Origin of the sequence: Pseudomonas sp. P9_2 (assembly GCF_034008255.1) — a bacterium.
Classification (GTDB): domain Bacteria; phylum Pseudomonadota; class Gammaproteobacteria; order Pseudomonadales; family Pseudomonadaceae; genus Aquipseudomonas; species Aquipseudomonas synxantha_A.
In genome coordinates, this window is sequence record NZ_CP125376.1 from 3,179,361 (window position 1) to 3,197,789 (window position 18,429).

Annotated in this window: 17 protein-coding genes; 13 read left to right on the forward strand and 4 right to left on the reverse strand. The window is 61.1% G+C overall.

Annotated features, from left to right (window positions below):
• Positions 1-277 precede the first annotated feature (277 nt).
• A complete protein-coding gene (locus QMK52_RS14205) occupies positions 278-1,003 on the forward strand; it encodes a response regulator (protein ID WP_005790577.1) in 726 nt (241 codons plus the stop codon).
• The gene (locus QMK52_RS14210) at positions 1,000-2,610 is read left to right on the forward strand and encodes an ATP-binding protein (RefSeq protein WP_194438978.1); all 1,611 of its coding nucleotides are present in this window, start codon (positions 1,000-1,002) and stop codon (positions 2,608-2,610) included. The genes QMK52_RS14205 and QMK52_RS14210 overlap by 4 nt, the downstream gene beginning before the upstream one ends.
• Positions 2,611-2,630: 20 nt before the next feature.
• Here the strand turns inward: QMK52_RS14210 and QMK52_RS14215 are convergent, their stop codons facing one another.
• A complete protein-coding gene (locus QMK52_RS14215) occupies positions 2,631-3,350 on the reverse strand; it encodes a 4'-phosphopantetheinyl transferase family protein (RefSeq protein WP_005790573.1) in 720 nt (239 codons plus the stop codon).
• 138 nt (positions 3,351-3,488) lie between these two features.
• On the opposite strand from QMK52_RS14215, the gene QMK52_RS14220 reads away from it, so the two are divergent.
• The 3 genes from QMK52_RS14220 to QMK52_RS14230 are packed head-to-tail and all read left to right on the forward strand — an operon-like array spanning position 3,489 to position 5,836.
• On the forward strand, positions 3,489-3,797 hold the full coding sequence (locus QMK52_RS14220; RefSeq protein WP_005790571.1) for a hypothetical protein: 309 nt from the start codon (positions 3,489-3,491) through the stop codon (positions 3,795-3,797).
• Between the two features lie 18 nt (positions 3,798-3,815).
• Positions 3,816-4,493, forward strand: a complete 678-nt coding sequence (locus QMK52_RS14225) for a response regulator (protein WP_005790569.1) — start codon at positions 3,816-3,818, stop codon at positions 4,491-4,493.
• On the forward strand, positions 4,490-5,836 hold the full coding sequence (locus QMK52_RS14230; protein WP_005790567.1) for an ATP-binding protein: 1,347 nt from the start codon (positions 4,490-4,492) through the stop codon (positions 5,834-5,836). The genes QMK52_RS14225 and QMK52_RS14230 overlap by 4 nt, the downstream gene beginning before the upstream one ends.
• 123 nt (positions 5,837-5,959) lie before the next feature.
• On the opposite strand, the gene QMK52_RS14235 is transcribed toward QMK52_RS14230, so the two are convergent.
• Positions 5,960-6,958, reverse strand: a complete 999-nt coding sequence (locus QMK52_RS14235) for an AraC family transcriptional regulator (RefSeq protein ID WP_005790566.1) — start codon at positions 6,956-6,958, stop codon at positions 5,960-5,962.
• A 338-nt stretch (positions 6,959-7,296) separates the two neighbouring features.
• On the opposite strand from QMK52_RS14235, the gene QMK52_RS14240 reads away from it, so the two are divergent.
• The 3 genes from QMK52_RS14240 to QMK52_RS14250 all read left to right on the forward strand — a co-directional run bounded on the left by QMK52_RS14240 (position 7,297) and on the right by QMK52_RS14250 (position 10,337).
• The gene (locus QMK52_RS14240) at positions 7,297-8,628 is read left to right on the forward strand and encodes a dicarboxylate/amino acid:cation symporter (RefSeq protein WP_003189258.1); all 1,332 of its coding nucleotides are present in this window, start codon (positions 7,297-7,299) and stop codon (positions 8,626-8,628) included.
• Positions 8,629-8,769: 141 nt separating this feature from the next.
• Positions 8,770-9,756, forward strand: coding sequence for an XdhC family protein (locus tag QMK52_RS14245; RefSeq protein ID WP_194438976.1), 987 nt, complete (start codon positions 8,770-8,772; stop codon positions 9,754-9,756).
• Entirely contained in the window at positions 9,753-10,337 is a 585-nt protein-coding gene (locus QMK52_RS14250; protein WP_005790562.1) for an NTP transferase domain-containing protein, read from the forward strand. The genes QMK52_RS14245 and QMK52_RS14250 overlap by 4 nt, the downstream gene beginning before the upstream one ends.
• An 80-nt stretch (positions 10,338-10,417) precedes the next feature.
• On the opposite strand, the gene rne is transcribed toward QMK52_RS14250, so the two are convergent.
• Entirely contained in the window at positions 10,418-13,564 is a 3,147-nt protein-coding gene (gene rne / locus QMK52_RS14255) for a ribonuclease E (RefSeq protein ID WP_194438975.1), read from the reverse strand.
• Positions 13,565-14,330: 766 nt separating this feature from the next.
• On the opposite strand from rne, the gene rluC reads away from it, so the two are divergent.
• From rluC to QMK52_RS14270, 3 genes are read left to right on the forward strand one after another with little or no spacing between them, the layout of a single operon-like run.
• A complete protein-coding gene (rluC, locus tag QMK52_RS14260) occupies positions 14,331-15,290 on the forward strand; it encodes a 23S rRNA pseudouridine(955/2504/2580) synthase RluC (protein WP_005790558.1) in 960 nt (319 codons plus the stop codon).
• Positions 15,277-15,939 (forward strand): HAD-IIIA family hydrolase, encoded by a 663-nt coding sequence (locus QMK52_RS14265; protein WP_005790556.1) that lies wholly within the window; start codon positions 15,277-15,279, stop codon positions 15,937-15,939. The genes rluC and QMK52_RS14265 overlap by 14 nt, the downstream gene beginning before the upstream one ends.
• Before the next feature lie 21 nt (positions 15,940-15,960).
• Positions 15,961-16,944, forward strand: a complete 984-nt coding sequence (locus QMK52_RS14270) for a S49 family peptidase (RefSeq protein ID WP_005790554.1) — start codon at positions 15,961-15,963, stop codon at positions 16,942-16,944.
• 70 nt (positions 16,945-17,014) lie between these two features.
• Here the strand turns inward: QMK52_RS14270 and QMK52_RS14275 are convergent, their stop codons facing one another.
• On the reverse strand, positions 17,015-17,593 hold the full coding sequence (locus QMK52_RS14275) for a Maf family protein (protein ID WP_005790553.1): 579 nt from the start codon (positions 17,591-17,593) through the stop codon (positions 17,015-17,017).
• A gap of 105 nt (positions 17,594-17,698) precedes the next feature.
• Between QMK52_RS14275 and QMK52_RS14280 the strand changes: the two genes are divergently transcribed.
• Complete coding sequence (locus QMK52_RS14280) at positions 17,699-18,229, forward strand: YceD family protein (protein ID WP_005790551.1); 531 nt, start codon at positions 17,699-17,701, stop codon at positions 18,227-18,229.
• A 13-nt stretch (positions 18,230-18,242) separates the two neighbouring features.
• The gene (gene rpmF, locus QMK52_RS14285) at positions 18,243-18,425 is read left to right on the forward strand and encodes a 50S ribosomal protein L32 (protein WP_003179396.1); all 183 of its coding nucleotides are present in this window, start codon (positions 18,243-18,245) and stop codon (positions 18,423-18,425) included.
• Positions 18,426-18,429: the final 4 nt, after the last annotated feature.

Genomic DNA, 18,429 nt, shown 5'->3' on the forward strand with positions numbered 1-18,429 from the left:
ATGTGTATGAATCGTGGAACACCCGTGTAGGCCGCATTACTACTGGATCACACCGTTTGTCACCGAATATTCCAAGGTGTAAACCGTTGGTGGGAATTTTGAGGGCGCGAACCCTATCACAAAAAAACGCCATCACCGAATGGAATTCCTGGCTTGTATTTATGGGTTGGGGCATGGCTACAATCGGGCTTTGTTATGCCCTTAAAACATGACAAACAGGGTATGGGTGGTGGAGGCCGCGTGAGCCGAAGAATTTCTAATAATAATGAGGTAGCGCATGGAGCAAGAAGCCTGGCAGATACTGATCATCGAGGACGACGAGCGACTCGCCGAGTTGACCCGTGAGTACCTGGAAAGCAACGGCCTGCGCGTGTCGGTGGAAAGCGATGGCGCCCAGGCTGCGGCGCGCATCATCGCCGAGCAGCCGGACCTGGTGATCCTCGACCTGATGCTGCCCGGCGAAGATGGCCTGAGCATCTGTCGCAAAGTTCGCGAGCGTTATGAGGGCGTGATCCTGATGCTTACCGCGCGTACCGACGACATGGACCAGGTGCAGGGCCTGGACATGGGCGCCGACGACTATGTGTGCAAGCCTGTGCGCCCGCGCCTGTTGCTGGCGCGTATCCAGGCGCTATTGCGGCGCAGCGAGCCGGCGTTACCGGCGGCGGGAGAAAACCAGCGCCGCCTGCAGTTCGGCCCGCTGGTGGTGGACAACGCGCTGCGCGAAGCCTGGCTGCACGATGGCGGGATCGAACTGACCAGCGCCGAATTCGACCTGCTGTGGTTATTGGTCGCGAATGCCGGGCGCATCCTGTCCCGGGAAGAAATCTTCATTGCCCTGCGCGGCATTGGCTACGACGGCCAGGACCGCTCCATTGATGTGCGCATCTCGCGCATTCGGCCGAAAATCGGCGACGACCCGATCCACCCGCGCCTGATCAAGACCATCCGCAGCAAAGGCTACCTGTTCGTCCCCGAAGCCGCTGCCGACATGCTGCTGTGAATTCGATCTTCCTGCGCATCTACGGCGGCATGTGCGCGGCGCTGATCCTGGTGGCGTTGCTCGGCGCCCTGGCGTTGCATCTGCTCAACGACGTGCGCAGCGGCCAATACCGCGAACGCCTGGCCCACGGCACCTTTGCCTTGATGGGCGATAACCTGCAAGCCATGAACGCCATCGAACGGCTGCGGGCCTTGGCGGTATGGGAGCGTTTGCTGGGCATTCCGCTGGAGCTGCGCACGTTTACAGAGGCGCAACTGGACCTGGGCCAGCGCAACCGCTTGCAACGCGGCCAGGTGCTGGTGGAACAGACCGGCCCTCATGCGGCGCGGGTACTGCGACTGGTCAGCGAGCAGGAACAGCTGGTGCTCACCGGTGAAGTGCAGCAGATCAGCGAGCAATTGGCCCGTGCAACTATCTACCTGCTGGCCGACGAACTGGTGCGTTTTCCGGTGGCCGAGCAGCCGCAACGCCTGGCCGATATCAAGCAGGCCAAGGGCTTTGGTTTTGAGATGCACTTGATGGCCCTTGACCAGGCCGATATGGACGACGACCAGCGCCGTCGCGTGGCGGAAGGCGATACGGTGATGGCCCTGGGCAAGGGCGGCGATTCGATCCGCGTATTTGCCGGCATGGTCGGTACGCCGTGGGTGCTGGAAATCGGCCCGCTCTATCAAATGAACCCCTATCCGGCGCAGTGGCTGATTCTGATCACCTTGATCGGCCTGACCCTGATCGGCTTGATCGTTTATCTGCTGGTGCGCCAGCTGGAGCGTCGGCTCAAAGGCCTGGAGGCGGCAGCAACGCGGATCGCCAAGGGCAACCTGGAGGTGCGCGTGCCGGCCCGGGGCGCCGATTCGGTAGGGCGCCTGGCGGCCGCGTTCAATGGCATGGCCGAGCACTTGCAGCAATTGCTGGCGATTCAGCGCGAACTGGTGCGTGCGGTGTCCCATGAGCTGCGCACGCCGGTAGCGCGCCTGCGTTTTGGCCTGGAGATGATTGGTGACGCCGCCACTCCCGAGGCACGGCGTAAATACCTGGAAGGCATGGACGGCGATATCCAGGACCTCGATGGCCTGGTGGATGAAATGCTCACCTACGCGCGCCTGGAGCAGGGCGCGCCGGAGTTGAATTTCCAGCGCGTGGACCTCGATGCGCTGCTTGACCAAGTCATTGGCGAATTGTCGCCACTGCGCCCGCAGGTCACCGTGGCTCGCGGTGTCTGCCTGTCATCGGCCCACTGGGAGGACGCCTGGGTCGACGCTGAGCCGCGTTACCTGCACCGCGCCCTGCAAAACCTGGTGAGTAACGCCATGCGCCACGCCAAGGGCCAGGTGCTGATCAGTTATCAGGTCGGCCAACTGCGCTGCCGTATTGATGTGGAAGACGATGGCCCCGGCGTGCCGGAGAGTGCCTGGGAGCGAATTTTCACGCCGTTCCTGCGCCTGGACGACAGCCGTACCCGCGCCTCGGGGGGCCATGGCCTTGGCCTGTCGATTGTGCGGCGGATCATCTATTGGCATGGCGGGCGGGCGTTGATCAGCAAGAGCAACAACCTGGGCGGGGCGTGCTTCAGCCTGAGTTGGCCAAGGGATCAAGACAAACCCTGACACCGCTATCGGGACCAAGTCTATCTAGCGCCGATGGCCACCAGGCTCAACAGCTGCTCCCCTTCCACCCCAAACTGCCCCTCCAACTCTTTGCCATCACCCCATTCTTCAGAAAGATCCGTGAGCAACCGCAGCCGCACATGGCCCGCCTGTGACCACTCCAACAGCTCGGCATGTTCAAAGTAAAAGCGCTTTTGCACGATGGGGTAGAGCGCCTTGAACAGACTCTCCTTGACCGAAAACGTCAGCGTCACCAGCAACCCATGCAGCTCACGCGGTATGGTCGCCATACGCTGCAGCTCGTTGGCTGTCAGAATTTCCCCGGCCAGGCGCTCCGCCCGCTCCAGGGTCAGCAGGTTTTCCAGGTCCATGCCCAGCCCGCGCCATTGCGCCTTGTGCCCGACAATCGCTGCGGCGTGCCCGGTGCTGTGGGTGATGGAACCACTGATATGCCCTGGCCAGACCGGCGCGCGGTCTTCACCGATGGCTGGAATGCAGTTGAGGTTATCCAGGCGTTGCAGCGCTTCTCGGGCGCACAGGCGCCCTGCGAGGAACTCCGCCTGACGCTTGGCAACCGAGCGCTGGATGCTCGCCGGCGGCGGCACAGCGCTGCGTTGGAAATCGCCTGCGTCCAATAAGGCCGGATCGAATCGGGTGCTCAAAAACACCGTGCCAGGTAAGGCGACAGGCAGCGGCCAACGGGCATCGAGCGGGGTGCAGCAAGAGGGTAGGGGCGTCATGCGCGGTATTTTGCCGAGTTGGCGCGCCAGTGCATAGTCCGGCGCGGTTCAGGTGTGGTTAAGAGCCTGTTCAGGGGGAGTTCAGGGGCGCCTGCGTAGTCTGGACCTCACAGCCCAAACGCGTATGAGGTAATCACCATGACTGCGATCAAGAAGCTGATGTTGGCGTTAACCATGCTCGGTGCCACCGCGGGCGTGCAGGCCAGCGATGGCGCCTTTGCGGCCTTTGGCGGCGAAAAAACCAGGAAATCCGGCAACCTGATCCATCGTGTCAGCTTCGAAGACGTCGGCACCCAGGCCGCGCCGTGGGGTCAGGCCCTGGGCGTTACCGCTGCGCAACCCGACTATCGCAGCGGCTACACGCACCTGACGGGCCAGTACAATGGCATTAAACTGCGCCCGCAAGACGTGCAGGGCCGCTATGATATCCCTCTGTCGGACAGTTGAATTGCCTTGGAGAGCCTTATGAAATTGCTGGTGGTGGAAGATGAGGCGCTGCTGCGTCATCACCTGTTTACCCGCCTGACCGACAGTGGGCATGTGGTCGAAGCCGTGGCCAATGCCGAGGAAGCCCTGTACCAGACCGGCCAGTTCAACCATGACCTGGCGATCATCGACCTTGGCCTGCCCGGCATGGGCGGCCTGGACCTGATCCGCCAATTGCGTACCCAGGCCAAGACTTTCCCGATCCTGATCCTGACCGCTCGCGGCAACTGGCAGGACAAGGTCGAAGGCCTGGCGGCCGGTGCCGACGACTACGTGGTCAAACCCTTCCAGTTCGAAGAGCTGGAGGCGCGCATGAATGCCTTGCTGCGCCGCTCCAGCGGCTTTACCCAGTCCACCATCATCGCCGGGCCGTTGCTGCTGGACCTCAACCGCAAGCAGGCCTCCCTGGATGAACAGCCGCTGGCGTTGACCGCCTACGAATATCGGATCCTTGAGTACTTGATGCGTCATCATCAACAGGTGGTGGCCAAGGATCGCTTGATGGAGCAGCTCTACCCTGATGACGACGAGCGCGATCCGAACGTGATCGAAGTGCTGGTCGGTCGCCTGCGCCGCAAACTGGAAGGCCCCGCCGGGTTCAAGCCGATCGATACCGTGCGCGGCTTGGGTTACCTGTTCAATGAGCGCTGCCGTTGATTCGCTCGTTACGTGTGCGCCTGATGCTGGCGGCCGCCACCCTGGCCGTGCTGTTTATGCTCGGCTTGTTGCCGGCCATGCAAGGCGCCTTCAGCCTGGCGCTGCAGGATTCCATCGAGCAGCGTCTGGCGTCGGATGTGACCACCCTGATTTCTGCGGCGCGGGTGGAAAATAACCGCCTGCTGATGCCGGCGCAGTTGCCTGACGAACGTTTCAACCTTACCGACAGCCGCCTGCTGGGCTATATCTACGACCGCGAAGGCCATCTGGTGTGGCGTTCGCGGGCGACCCAGGAAGAAAACATTAACTACAAACCGCGCTACGACGGGCGCGGTAATGAGTTTGCGCGCATCCGCGAGGCCAATGGCCAGGAATTCTTCGTGTATGACGTCGAGGTCCGGTTGCTGGGGGGCAAGAGCGCCGCCTTCAGTATCGTCGCCCTGCAACCGGTGCGTGAGTACCAACTGACCCTCGAAGGCTTGCGCGAGAACCTTTACCTGGGATTCGGCGCGGCCCTGCTGGTGCTGTTGACGCTGCTGTGGCTGGGCCTGACCTGGGGTCTGCAAGCCTTGCGGCGCCTGAGCCAGGAACTTGACCAGATCGAAGGCGGTACCCGCGAAAGCCTCAGTGAAGAACATCCCCGCGAACTGTTGCGGCTGACCGGCTCGCTCAACCGTTTGTTGCACAGCGAGCGCGAGCAGCGTACGCGCTACCGTGACTCCCTTGATGACTTGGCCCACAGTTTGAAAACCCCGCTGGCGGTCTTGCAGGGGGTGAGCGAAGACATGGCCCAGCGTCCCGAAGAGCGCAGCCAGGCGTGGGTATTGCAATCGCAGATTGAGCGCATGAGCCAGCAGATCGGCTACCAATTGCAGCGTGCCAGCCTGCGTAAAAGCGGGCTGGTGCGTCACCAGGTACGTCTGGAGCCCGTGCTGCAAAGCCTGTGCGATACGTTGGAGAAGGTTTACCGCGACAAGCGTGTCACCGTCACCTTTGATCTGCCACCTGAGTGCGACGTGCCCATCGAGAAAGGCGCGCTGCTCGAAATGCTCGGCAACCTGCTGGAAAACGCCTATCGCCTGTGCCTCAAGCAAGTGCGAATCAGCCTGGTGGAAAACCTGGACGGCCTTGAGCTGTGTATCGAAGATGATGGCCCAGGCGTGCCACCGGACCAGCGCGCCCGGATCCTGCAAAGGGGCGAGCGTCTGGACCGCCAGCACCCGGGGCAGGGCATCGGGTTGGCGGTGGTCAAGGACATCATCGAAAGCTATCACGCGCGTTTGACGTTGGGGGATTCAGCGTTAGGGGGGGCTGCGTTCAGGATTCATTTTCCGGCCTTGTGATCTGCACTGGCCTCATTGCAGGCAAGCCACACAATTGAATGTATTCACACATCAGATTTTGTAAACCCGATCAACTGTGGGAGCTGGCTTGCCTGCGAAGAGGCCATCCCAGGCGCTATACCTTTAACTCTCCTGCGCCCTGTAGGCCCCCGGCGTCAACCCCGTCCATTTCTTGAACGCCCGATGAAACGCCGACGGTTCGGAGAACCCCAACTGTTCGGCAATTTCCTGCAAAGACAAATCCGCCCGTCCCAGGTGATAGATAGCGATGTCTCGCCGTAACTCATCCTTCAGAGCCTGAAAACTGCTGCCTTCTTCGCGCAGGTGCCGGCGCAGGGTTTGCGGGCTGATGTGCAAATGCTGGGCGACGGCTTCCAGGTCCGGCCAGGGCGTGCGGTCGCGGCTGAGCAAGCGGCGCAACTGGCTGCTCAGGCTGTCGCCTTCATCCGGGCGCGACAGCAAGTCGGCAGGGGAGCGCTGCAAAAAATGCTTGAGAGTGCGTTCATCCTGCAACAACGGCAGGCTCAGGTAGCGGCTGGGAAACACCAGGCTGCTGGTCGGCGCACCGAACACCAAGGGGCAGGGGAACAGCAGGTCGTACTCGCCAGCATGGTCCGGCATCGGGTAACTGAAGGTGGCCTGTTGCAGCCGGATTCTCTGGCCGATCAGCCAACTGCCCAGGCGATGCCAGATCACCAGCAGGCATTCACTGAGGAAGTGATCCGGGTCCCATAGCTGCGAGTCATCCAGGCTCAGCCGCGCCATATCGCCTTCTTTCGTCAGCTGCCAGCGCGGGCCCTGTGGGAATAGGCTATAAAACAATAAGCCGCGTTCCAGAGCCTTCTCCAGCGTGCGGCAGTGGATCAGGGCGTGGCACATCATGGCGAAGGTGCCACGCTTGCTCGGGCCTTCGGCGAACCCCAGGTATTCGTCATCCAGCCCCAGCCAAAGCATTTGCAGCAACCGCGTAAATTGCTCCGGTGCGATACGGGCGCGGGGCTCGGTCAGCAGTTCGGGGCTGATGCCCACCTGCTGCAACAGCCCTGAGTAGTCGTAACCCACACGACGCGCACCGCCGAGGGCGGCTCGGGCGTAGTGACTGGCGATGGTACGTTCACGCATGAAAGGGCCTCATCCATGGAGTGGCGGATGGTAGTCAGCCCCCGGCGCGACGGCAAGGCGGATATCCGCCAAATTGTAGGACGAGACGGGATGGGCGGGCGGAAATCCGCCACCTTGTTCCACGGCTCAAGCGCGCCAATAAACGCCAAGCCCTGATGTCGAAGGGCCTTCAGGGTGTTTAAGCAAAGTGGCACGCTGTTTGCGATAGGTATTGCAGCGCAGGCTTTCTCCTACAGGCTTCGCAAACAACAAATCCCTCCAGTGCAGGAGGGTTCGCAATTCAAGTGTCGTGGGCAATGGCGGATATTTGCCACACGGGACGATTGAGGAACTTTGCAATGACGACTCGTCAGCCAATCTACAAATCCCTGTATTTCCAGGTGATCGTTGCAATCGTTATCGGTATTTTGCTCGGCCACTTCTACCCGCAGACCGGCGTGGCCCTCAAGCCACTGGGTGACGGCTTTATCAAGCTGATCAAAATGGTCATCGCCCCCATCATCTTCTGCACCGTTGTCAGCGGTATCGCTGGCATGCAAAGCATGAAATCGGTCGGCAAAACCGGTGGCTACGCACTGCTGTACTTCGAAATCGTGTCCACCATCGCCTTGCTGATCGGCCTGGTCGTGGTCAACGTTGTGCAGCCGGGCGCCGGCATGCATATCGACGTCGCCACCCTGGACGCCTCCAAAGTGGCGGCCTACGTCACCGCCGGTAAAGACCAGAGCATTGTCGGCTTTATCCTCAACGTCATCCCGAACACCATCGTCGGCGCCTTCGCCAACGGTGACATCCTGCAAGTGCTGATGTTCTCGGTGATCTTCGGTTTCGCTCTGCACCGCCTGGGTGCCTACGGCAAGCCGGTGCTGGACTTCATCGATCGCTTCGCCCACGTGATGTTCAACATCATCAACATGATCATGAAGCTCGCGCCAATCGGTGCCCTGGGCGCCATGGCGTTCACCATCGGTGCCTACGGTGTGGGTTCGCTGGTGCAGTTGGGCCAGTTGATGATCTGCTTCTACATCACGTGCATCCTGTTCGTCGTGCTGGTACTGGGTGCAATCTGCCGCGCTCACGGTTTCAGCGTGTTGAAACTGATTCGCTACATCCGTGAAGAGCTGCTGATCGTACTGGGTACATCGTCTTCCGAATCCGCACTGCCGCGTATGCTGATCAAGATGGAGCGCCTGGGGGCGAAGAAGTCCGTCGTTGGCCTGGTGATTCCAACCGGTTACTCCTTCAACCTCGACGGTACGTCGATCTACCTGACCATGGCTGCCGTGTTCATCGCTCAGGCGACCGACACCCACATGGACATCACCCATCAGATCACCCTGTTGTTGGTGCTGCTGCTGTCCTCCAAGGGCGCTGCAGGTGTGACTGGCTCGGGCTTTATCGTCCTGGCTGCCACCCTGTCGGCTGTCGGCCACCTGCCGGTTGCCGGCCTGGCGCTGATCCTGGGTATCGACCGCTTCATGTCCGAAGCCCGTGCCCTGACCAACCTGGTGGGTAACGCCGTAGCCACCATCGTTGTGGCCAAGTGGGTCAAGGAGCTGGACACCGACAAGCTGCAAAGCGAGCTGGCATCCGGTGGTACCGGTATCTCCGAAACCCGCGAGCTCGATGACCTGGGTGTGGCCGAAGGCCCTGCCCCTGTGGTCAAGTAAGCCGCTGATGGCGTGATCTGACGCCAAGGCAATTGGCAAACGCCCCGACTGGTTCGGGGCGTTTGCGTTTGTGCGCGGCCACTTTTTGATTATTTTGCTTTACAGTAAACGACGATTCTTCAACGCTGGCAGGAAGGTTTGATGGACAGTGTGGATTTGAATGTCCTGCGTAGCGTCCTGGAATGGCGCCGCGCCGGGCAGCGCGTGGTGTTGTACAGCGTGGTACAGACCTGGGGCAGCGCGCCGCGCCCTCCGGGGGCGATGCTGGCCTTGCGTGGCGACGGGGTGGTCATTGGTTCTGTGTCCGGAGGCTGTATCGAAGATGACTTGATCGCACGCCTGCAGGACGGGCGGCTGGCGGACGACGGACCACCAGTGCAACTGGTGACCTACGGCGTCACCCGCGACGAAGCGGCACGTTTTGGCTTGCCGTGTGGCGGCACGCTGCGCCTGACCGAAGAGCGGGTGGATGATTGGGCCTGGGTCGAGCAACTGTTGGCGCGCTGTGAAGACCACCAGGTCGTCGCACGTGAATTGGACCTGGCCACGGGCGCGGTAACCCTGAGCGCTGCGAGCAAGACTGATGTGGTGAGCTTCGACGGCGAACGCCTGCGCGCCATTTACGGCCCGCGCTGGCGGCTGTTGCTGATCGGCGCCGGGCAACTGTCGCGCTACGTCGCCGAAATGGCGCGCTTGCTGGATTTCGAAGTGCTGATCTGCGACCCCCGCGAAGAGTTCGTCTACGGCTGGGAAGAGCAACATGGCCGCTTCGTGCCTGGTATGCCCGACGAGGCGGTGTTGAACATCCACACCGATGAGCGCACGGCCATCGTTTGCCTGACCCATGATCCGCGTTTGGATGATATGGCGCTGCTGACGGCGCTGAACTCCGCTGCCTTCTACATCGGCGCCCTGGGTTCGCGGGTCAATACCCAGAAGCGCCGGGAGAACCTGGCGGCGCTGGGCTTGTCGGCGGATGCGATTGCGCGCTTGCATGGGCCGATTGGTTTGCATATCGGCAGCCATACACCGGCGGAGATTGCCCTGTCGTTGATGGCGGAAATTGTCGCGATCAAGAACGGCGTGGCACCGATGCAGAAAAAGCCCCTGGCGGTAGCGGCGCAGTGACCGTTACAGCGATTGTGCTGGCAGCGGGGCAGGGCAGTCGCTTTCGCGCCGAAGCCGGGGCGGATCAAGACAAGTTACTGGCTGCTTGCGTGGGGCTGGATGGCGTTATCCGGCCGGTCATCGAGCAGGTGCTGCGCAACTTGCCTGAGCGTGTTGTAACGCGCTGGCTGGTGACGTCGCCGGGGCGCGGGGAGGTTATCCGCCTGGCAGAGGCTTATGGCTGTCAGGTTGTACTGCTGGACTCGAGCGGGATGGGCGACAGCATTGCGGCGGCGGTCAAGGCCAGCGGTGCAGCGGATGGGTGGCTGGTGGTGTTGGGAGATATGCCGTTTATCCAGTCATCGAGTATCGAGCGGGTTATTGCCAGCGTGGAGGGCATCACTGTGCCGGTATCTGCCGGGCAGTATGGGCACCCGGTGGCTTTCGATCACACGTTTGGGCCGGCGCTGATGGCTCTTGGTGGGGATCGTGGGGCCAGGCCGTTGTTCGCACAAACACAGGTGCGAGAGGTGCAGGTAGATGATCCTGGTGTGCTTTGGGATGTGGACGTGCCGCAACGGTTGAGTTTTACTGCAGGTTAAGTGTGGGAGCTGGCATTCCAAGTAGCCATAAAAAAGCCCCGCCTGATTGCTCAGGCGGGGCTTTTTTATGGCTGATGGAATCAGACGAGGGGTTTAGGCTCTTCTTCCACGGCCTTGTGCTCTACCGCCTGGGCAGCCGCTGCGGCAGCTGCTTCGGCTTCCTTGCGGCGACGACGCACTTCACGCGGGTCGTTCGGCGCACGGCCATTTTCGGTAAGGGCGCTGGCAGGTGCAGCTTCAACTACAGGGGCGGACACTTCGGCAACCACTGGGGCTTCAACTTCAACCACGGGTGCAGGCTCCACAACCGGCGTCGGCTCAACCACTGGGGCTGGCTCGGCGACGACTTCAGCAACCGGCGCAGGCGCTTCTTCTACCGCAGGGGCAGGCGTTGGCGCTTCAACCGGGGCAGCTGGCTCAGCGGTCCACTGGAAGGCGGTCTGTTCTTCGCGAACTTCACGCACAACCGGGGCGGCTTCTTCGGCAACCGGTGCTTCTACGGCCGCTTCAACCACTGGTGCAGGCTCGATAACCGGTGCGGGCTCAACAGCAACCACTTCGGTTTCTGGCTGTGCGTCGCGAACCGGAGCAACTTCCACTTGCGCAACCACTGGGGCTTCGATAGGGGTCGTGGCTTCAACAACTGGCGCTTCAACAACCGGCGTTTCAACCACTGGGGTCTGGACAACGGGTGTTTCTACGGCAGCAGTTTCTTCGACGGCGGCGGTAGCGCGCTCGGCTTGCTCGTGAGCCTGGGCTTCAGCAGGTGCGCTGATGACCGAGCTGGCCACGGCAGCGGTAACGGCCAAGCCGGCAGCCAGTTCGGCGCCCGTTGGTTCGTTGCTGGCAACTTCTGCGTTTTCGCCGGCTTCTTCCGAGCCTTCGATCACGTTGCCGTTGGCGTCACGCTGACGCTCACGACGGTTGCTGCGACGACGCTGGCCACGGGAGCGGCGGCGTGGACGATCGCCTTCGGCGTTGTCCTGGCCGTCTTCCTGCAGTTGCTCTTCGCCGGTCAGTACTTCTTCTTCGCTGGCGGCAGCGGCTTGCTCGGCGCGTGGTTGACGCTCCTCACGCGGTGGGCGCGGCTGGCGCTCTTCACGTGGGGCACGCTCTTCACGCGGCTGGCGGGCCGGGCGTTCTTCGGTGGTTGCGGCAGCGGCAGCAGCAACGGCAGGTGCCGCATCCAGCGGCTCGCGCAGTTCACGCACACGCTCTTCACGCTCGCCACGCGGCTTGCGATCTTCGCGCGGGGCACGCGGGGTACGTGGTGCGCGCTCTTCACGCGGTGCACGTTCTTCGCGGGCTACGGCCGGGGTTTCTTCACGGGCTTCGCGAGGAACACGCTCTTCACGGGGGGCGCGTTCTTCACGCGGTGCACGTTCTTCGCGAGGCTTGCGCTCTTCGTCACGGCGGCCGTTGCGGTTGCGGCTCTGCTGGCGGCCGTTGCGACGCTCTTCGTTGCGCGCCGGGCGCTCGGTGGCAGGCTTTTCAACCACAACCGGGGCGGCAGGCTCTTCCTTGGTGGCGAACAGGCTGACCAGCGACTTCACCAGGCCCTTGAACAGGCTTGGCTCAGGCAGGGCGGCCGGTGCGGCAACCGGGGCGGCGGCTTCGGTCGGGACCGGTGCGTTGGCACGTGCCGGCGCGGTCTTGACGGCGGCTTCCTGGCGAACCAGGGTGCGGGTCGCGGCGGCGGGCTGAACTTCTTCCACTTCGGCCGCGGCAGCAGCGATTTCGTAGCTGGACTGCCCGCTATGGGCTTCCGGGCTGTCATCACGCAGGCGCTGTACTTCGAAGTGCGGCGTCTCGAGATGATCGTTCGGCAGGATGACGATACGAGCACGGGTGCGCAGTTCGATCTTGGTGATCGAGTTGCGTTTTTCGTTGAGCAGGAAGGCGGCAACCGGAATCGGCACTTGTGCGCGAACTTCGGCGGTGCGGTCTTTCAGGGCTTCTTCTTCGATCAGGCGCAGGATTGCCAGGGACAGCGATTCAACGTCACGGATGATACCGGTGCCGTTGCAACGCGGGCACACGATACCGCTGCTCTCACCCAGGGACGGGCGCAGGCGCTGACGGGACATTTCCAGCAGGCCGAAGCGCGAGATACGGCCCACTTGTACGCGGGCACGGTCGGCTTCCAGGCACTCGCGGACTTTCTCTTCCACGGCGCGCTGGTTCTTGGCGGGGGTCATGTCGATGAAGTCGATCACGATCAGGCCGCCGATGTCACGCAGGCGCAGCTGGCGGGCGATTTCTTCAGCCGCTTCCAGGTTGGTCTGCAGGGCGGTTTCTTCGATGTCGCTGCCTTTGGTCGCACGTGCCGAGTTGATGTCAATGGACACCAGAGCTTCGGTCGGGTCGATCACGATGGAGCCACCGGAAGGCAGTTCGACCACGCGCTGGAAGGCGGTCTCGATCTGGCTTTCGATCTGGAAACGGTTGAACAGCGGCACGCTGTCTTCGTACAGCTTGATCTTGCTGGCGTACTGCGGCATTACCTGGCGGATGAAGGTCAGGGCTTCGTCCTGGGCTTCAACGCTGTCGATCAGCACTTCGCCGATGTCCTGGCGCAGGTAGTCGCGGATGGCGCGGATGATCACGTTGCTTTCCTGATAGATCAGGAACGGCGCGGAACGGTCCAGGGACGCTTCCTTGATAGCGGTCCACAGTTGCAGCAGGTAGTCGAGGTCCCACTGCATTTCTTCGCTGCTGCGGCCCAGGCCGGCAGTGCGAACGATCAGGCCCATGTCGGCCGGTGCGATCAGGCCGTTCAGCGCTTCGCGCAGTTCGTTGCGCTCTTCGCCTTCGATGCGACGGGAAATACCGCCGGCACGCGGGTTGTTCGGCATCAGGACCAGGTAACGGCCAGCGAGGCTGATGAAGGTGGTCAGGGCAGCACCCTTGTTGCCACGTTCTTCTTTCTCGACCTGGACGATGACTTCCTGGCCTTCGCTCAGGACGTCCTTGATGTTCACGCGGCCTTCGGGGGCTTTCTTGAAGTATTCGCGGGAGATTTCTTTGAGGGGCAGGAAGCCGTGGCGCTCGGAGCCGAAATCGACAAAGGCAGCCTCAAGGCTTGGTTCGATGCGAGTAATACGGCCTTTATAGATGTTGGCCTTCTTTTGCTCGCGTGCACCGGATTCGATGTCCAGGTCGTAGAGGCGTTGGCCATCTACCAGTGCAACACGCAACTCTTCGGGTTGAGTTGCGTTAATCAGCATTCTTTTCATGTTGTACCGTCGGTTTCCGGGCTGCCGGAAACGGCGTTCGGCACACACGACTTCTCACGGTCGGTGTCAGGTGCGTCAAGAGTGGTTGGCCACTCCAGTGTCCAGCAAAACCTGCCAATTGGGCCGGTATCGCGACGGACGCGTCCTGCTCGTTAGCGGTGGTGACAAAGGCACCACTTCAACAAAAGCTAAGGTCAGGAGGAGGAATCAACCGGCGACTGTGGACGAGATGAAGCGTCTGAAACAAGCCTAGTGCTACACAGTCCGACGGTTGTGCATCTCCACCCTACACGTATCCCTGATAATTCGGGTGCTGCCGCGCGCAGAATCCGCAGCGGGTTGGCATTTACCGTGGGCTCCAATGGGGAGTCCACGCTCATGGCTAAACAAGACTAGGTGTGGGCGACTGCGCTCTCACTCAGCTCTTAACAGGCGTTGTTTCCGAAGCATCTGCCATGGTCTGGCTCAAGACTGACTGCACTTTGTGAACTGGCCGTAAATATCGGCGCAAAACGCGAGTATTCACTCTGCTTTTTGCACTCGCTTCAGGCCTCATGTCACCTGCGCTTGTTACAATCCCGAGCCTTCCAAGGTGGCCGAAGCCCCGTAGGACGGCCTCGCGTCCTGATGAATTGCGATGGTCAGGGCCGGCAATTTGCCGCATGTCCTCTGTCCAGGCCGCTTTTGGCGGCGTTCGCGACTATAGCAGCAATGATTAAGTGCTTCAATTCCATAAAAAATTGTTATCATCGCGGCCATGACGACTACCACCCCCCCGACCCCCAGCGTCCAGCTGCTTGAGGTCTCGCCGGAATATGCCGGCCAACGCATCGACAATTTTCTCCTGGCCCGGCTCAAAGGCGTGCCCAAGACCTTGATTTACCGCATTTTGCGTAAAGGCGAAGTGCGCGTGAACAAGGGGCGGATCAAGCCTGAGTACAAGTTGCAGGCGGGCGATATTGTCCGTGTGCCGCCCGTACGCGTGCCTGAGCGCGACGAGCCTGTGCCCTTGGCCCAGGGGCTGTTGCAGCGCCTGGAAGCCTCGATTGTCTTCGAAGACAACAAACTGATCGTGATCAACAAGCCGTGCGGCATTGCAGTTCACGGCGGCAGCGGCCTGAACTTCGGCGTGATCGAAGCCTTTCGCCAGTTGCGCCCGGATGCCAAGGAGCTGGAGCTGGTCCATCGCCTGGACCGTGACACCTCCGGCCTGTTGATGATCGCCAAGAAGCGCAGCATGTTGCGCCACCTGCACACCGCCCTGCGTGGCGACGGGGTGGACAAGCGCTACATGGCGCTGGTGCGTGGCAATTGGGCCAGCTCGATCAAGAGCGTTCGTGCGCCGCTGCAAAAGAGCAACCTGCGTTCCGGTGAGCGTATGGTCGAGGTGGACGAGGAGGGCAAAGAAGCCCTGACCCTGTTCAAGGTACTGCGCCGCTTCGGCGACTTCGCCACCATGGTCGAAGCCAAGCCGGTCACTGGTCGTACCCACCAGATACGCGTGCACACCCTGCACGCGGGGCACTGCATTGCCGGTGACACCAAGTACGGTGATGAGGGTTTCTCCAAGGAGATCCGCGATCTGGGCGGTAAACGTCTGTTCCTGCACGCCTACATGCTCACCGTGCCGCTGCCCGATGGTGGCGAGCTGAAATTGCAGGCGCCGGTCGACGAGATGTGGGCCAAGACCGTGGAGCGTTTGAGTGTCGCACCTTGACTACAAGCTGCTGATCTTCGATTGGGATGGGACGCTGTGCGATTCCATTGGTCGGATTGTCGAGTCGATGCATATGGCTTCGACCCGCTCGGGTTTTGAGTTGTGCAGCGACCTCGCGGTCAAGGGCATCATTGGTCTGGGCTTGCCTGAAGCAATCCGCACGCTTTATCCGCAAATTGCCGACGACGAGCTGATAGCGTTCCGCGAGCATTACGCCGATCACTATATTGCGCTGGAGGCCGAGCCTTCGCCGCTGTTCGACGGTGTGGTGCAGTCGCTGCAGGCTTTGCGTGCCGAGGGCTATCAGCTGGCGGTCGCCACCGGAAAAGCCCGTCGCGGGCTGGATCGGGTGCTCAAGGCGCATGGCTGGGAAGACTATTTCGACATCACCCGTGCGGCCGATGAAACCGCCAGCAAGCCCCATCCTCTGATGCTGGAGCAGATCCTGGATCATTGCGGTGTATCGCCGCGCCAGGCATTGATGGTGGGTGATGCATCTTTCGACCTGATGATGGCGCGCAATGCTGGCATGGACAGCGTAGCGGTCAGCTATGGCGCCCAGGCTGCGGAGGCGTTGCAGCAATACGAGCCGAGGCTCACGATTGATCATTTTTCTGAATTGCAGGCCTGGCTCAGCCGGGCCCGATAAGTCTTTGCTGGGGTTGATGGCATGAGTGACGAGTGGAAAGCGCCCGAAAAGGCCGAAAGCAGTGATGATAAAAGCTGGAAACTGCTGGAGAAGACCCTCCTGGCCAGTGTCCAGGAGCAGCGTCGTTCGCGGCGCTGGGGGATTTTTTTCAAGCTGCTGACCTTTGTTTACCTACTTGGGATGCTGGCGCTATTCAGTCCGCTGATGGATATGGAAAAAAGCGCTACCCGCGGTAGTCACTACACCGCCCTGATCGAGGTGCGCGGTGTGATTGCCGACAAGGAGCCCGCGAGTGCCGACAATATCGTCACCAGCCTGCGCGCCGCCTTCGAAGACCCCAAGGTCAAGGGCGTGATCCTGCGTATCAACAGTCCTGGCGGCAGCCCTGTGCAGTCGGGCTATGTGTATGACGAGATTCGCCGGCTGCGCGCACTCCATCCGGATACCAGGCTCTACGCGGTAATTTCCGACCTGGGCGCCTCGGGGGCCTATTACATCGCCAGTGCCGCTGACCAGATCTATGCCGATAAGGCCAGCCTGGTGGGCTCCATTGGTGTGACGGCGGCCGGTTACGGTTTTGTCGGCACCATGGAGAAGCTGGGGGTGGAGCGTCGCACCTACACCTCGGGTGAGCACAAGGCGTTCCTGGATCCTTTCCAGCCGCAGAAGGCGGATGAAACCGCGTTCTGGCAGAGCGTGCTCGATACCACTCATCGCCAGTTCATTGCCAGCGTCAAGCAGGGCCGTGGGGATCGTCTGAAAGATAAAGACCATCCGGAATTGTTCTCCGGGTTGGTGTGGTCAGGCGAGCAGGCGTTGCCGCTGGGCTTGATTGACGGATTGGGCAGTGCCAGCTCGGTGGCGCGGGATGTGGTTGGCGAGAAGGAGTTGGTGGATTTTACGGTCGAGGAATCGCCGTTTGATCGCTTCTCCAAAAAGCTCGGCGCCAGCGTGGCTGAGAAGCTGGCCCTGTACATGGGCTTCCAAGGCCCGACGCTACGCTGATACCCCGAGCCTGCTGTAGATCAAAAGGTGGGAGGGGCCTGCTCCCTCCCACATTTGGCCGGTGGTGTATTTAAGGGATTTGCGCGCCCTCGGCGAGCAGCATATCCACCAGCCGAATCAGCGGCAGCCCGACAAGGCTGGTCGCATCCGGCCCTTCGGTGCTTTGAAACAGGCTCACGCCCAGCCCCTCGGCCTTGAAGCTGCCCGCGCAGTCATAGGGCTGCTCGATCCGCAGGTAGCGCTCAATACGCTCTGCATCCAGCTCGCGCATGGTTACCGTGAAAGGCACGCAGTCGACCTGGCAATGCCCTGTGTTGCTGTTGAGCAGTGCCAGCCCGGTAAGAAAGCTCACACGCTTGCCGCTGGCCGCCAACAATTGCTCGCGGGCGTTTTCAAAGGTGTGAGGCTTGCCGATGATCCGGCCTTCCAGTGCAGCGACCTGGTCAGAGCCAATGATTAAATGGCCAGGATGGCTGGCGGCGAGGGCGCGGGCTTTTTCTTCGGCCAGGCGCTTGACCAGTTCGATGGCGGATTCGTCCGGGCGGTGGCTTTCGTCGATATCCGGCGAGCTGCAGGTGAAAGGCAGGTGCAGGCGGCTCAGTAATTCCCGGCGATAAACCGAGCTGGACGCGAGTAATAAAGGCAGCATATACGTCTCCTCAAGGCAGTCACCGATTCTAGCGACGCGACCGGCTGACGCACAGGGCTGAATTTCCTTTGACATGGCTGGGTGCATCCCTATAATGCTGCGCCTATGTTGAATGACCCGATTCCACCTCACGTTGACCCGCGCAAATTGGCTGATCGTGGCACCACCCTTCAAGGTGAAGTGCTGCTGGCCGATTTGGAGAGACTCTGCGACCCGCTTTCCGACACTGTCGGTACGGTGCAGGCTAAATTCGTTTTTGAACGAGATGAACGTAAGTCTGTGGTAATCCACAGCTTTATCGACACCGAAGTCAAAATGGTTTGCCAGCGTTGTCTTGAGCTGGTCACCCTGCCGATCCACAGCGAATGCAGTTATGCTGTGGTGAAAGAGGGTGCGAATACCCAGTCGTTGCCGAAAGGTTATGACGTGCTGGAACTGGGCGAAGATCCATTGGATCTGCATGCACTGATCGAGGAGGAGCTTTTGCTCGCCTTGCCCATTGTGCCTGCTCATCATCCGGAAGAATGCCAGCAGCCGGAGGGTCTCGATGACGAGGCCGAGCCGAGCGAGGACGAGGTAACGCGGTCCAACCCGTTCAGTGTATTGGCGCAGTTAAAGCGTGACCCAAACGTTTAGGAGTTAATCAATTATGGCTGTTCAGCAGAACAAAAAATCCCGCTCCGCCCGTGACATGCGCCGTTCGCACGACGCTCTCGAGGCTAGCACCCTGTCCGTGGAAAAGACCACTGGTGAAGTTCACCTGCGTCACCACGTATCGCCAGAAGGCGTATACCGTGGCCGTAAAGTGATCGACAAGGGCGCTGACGAGTAATCAC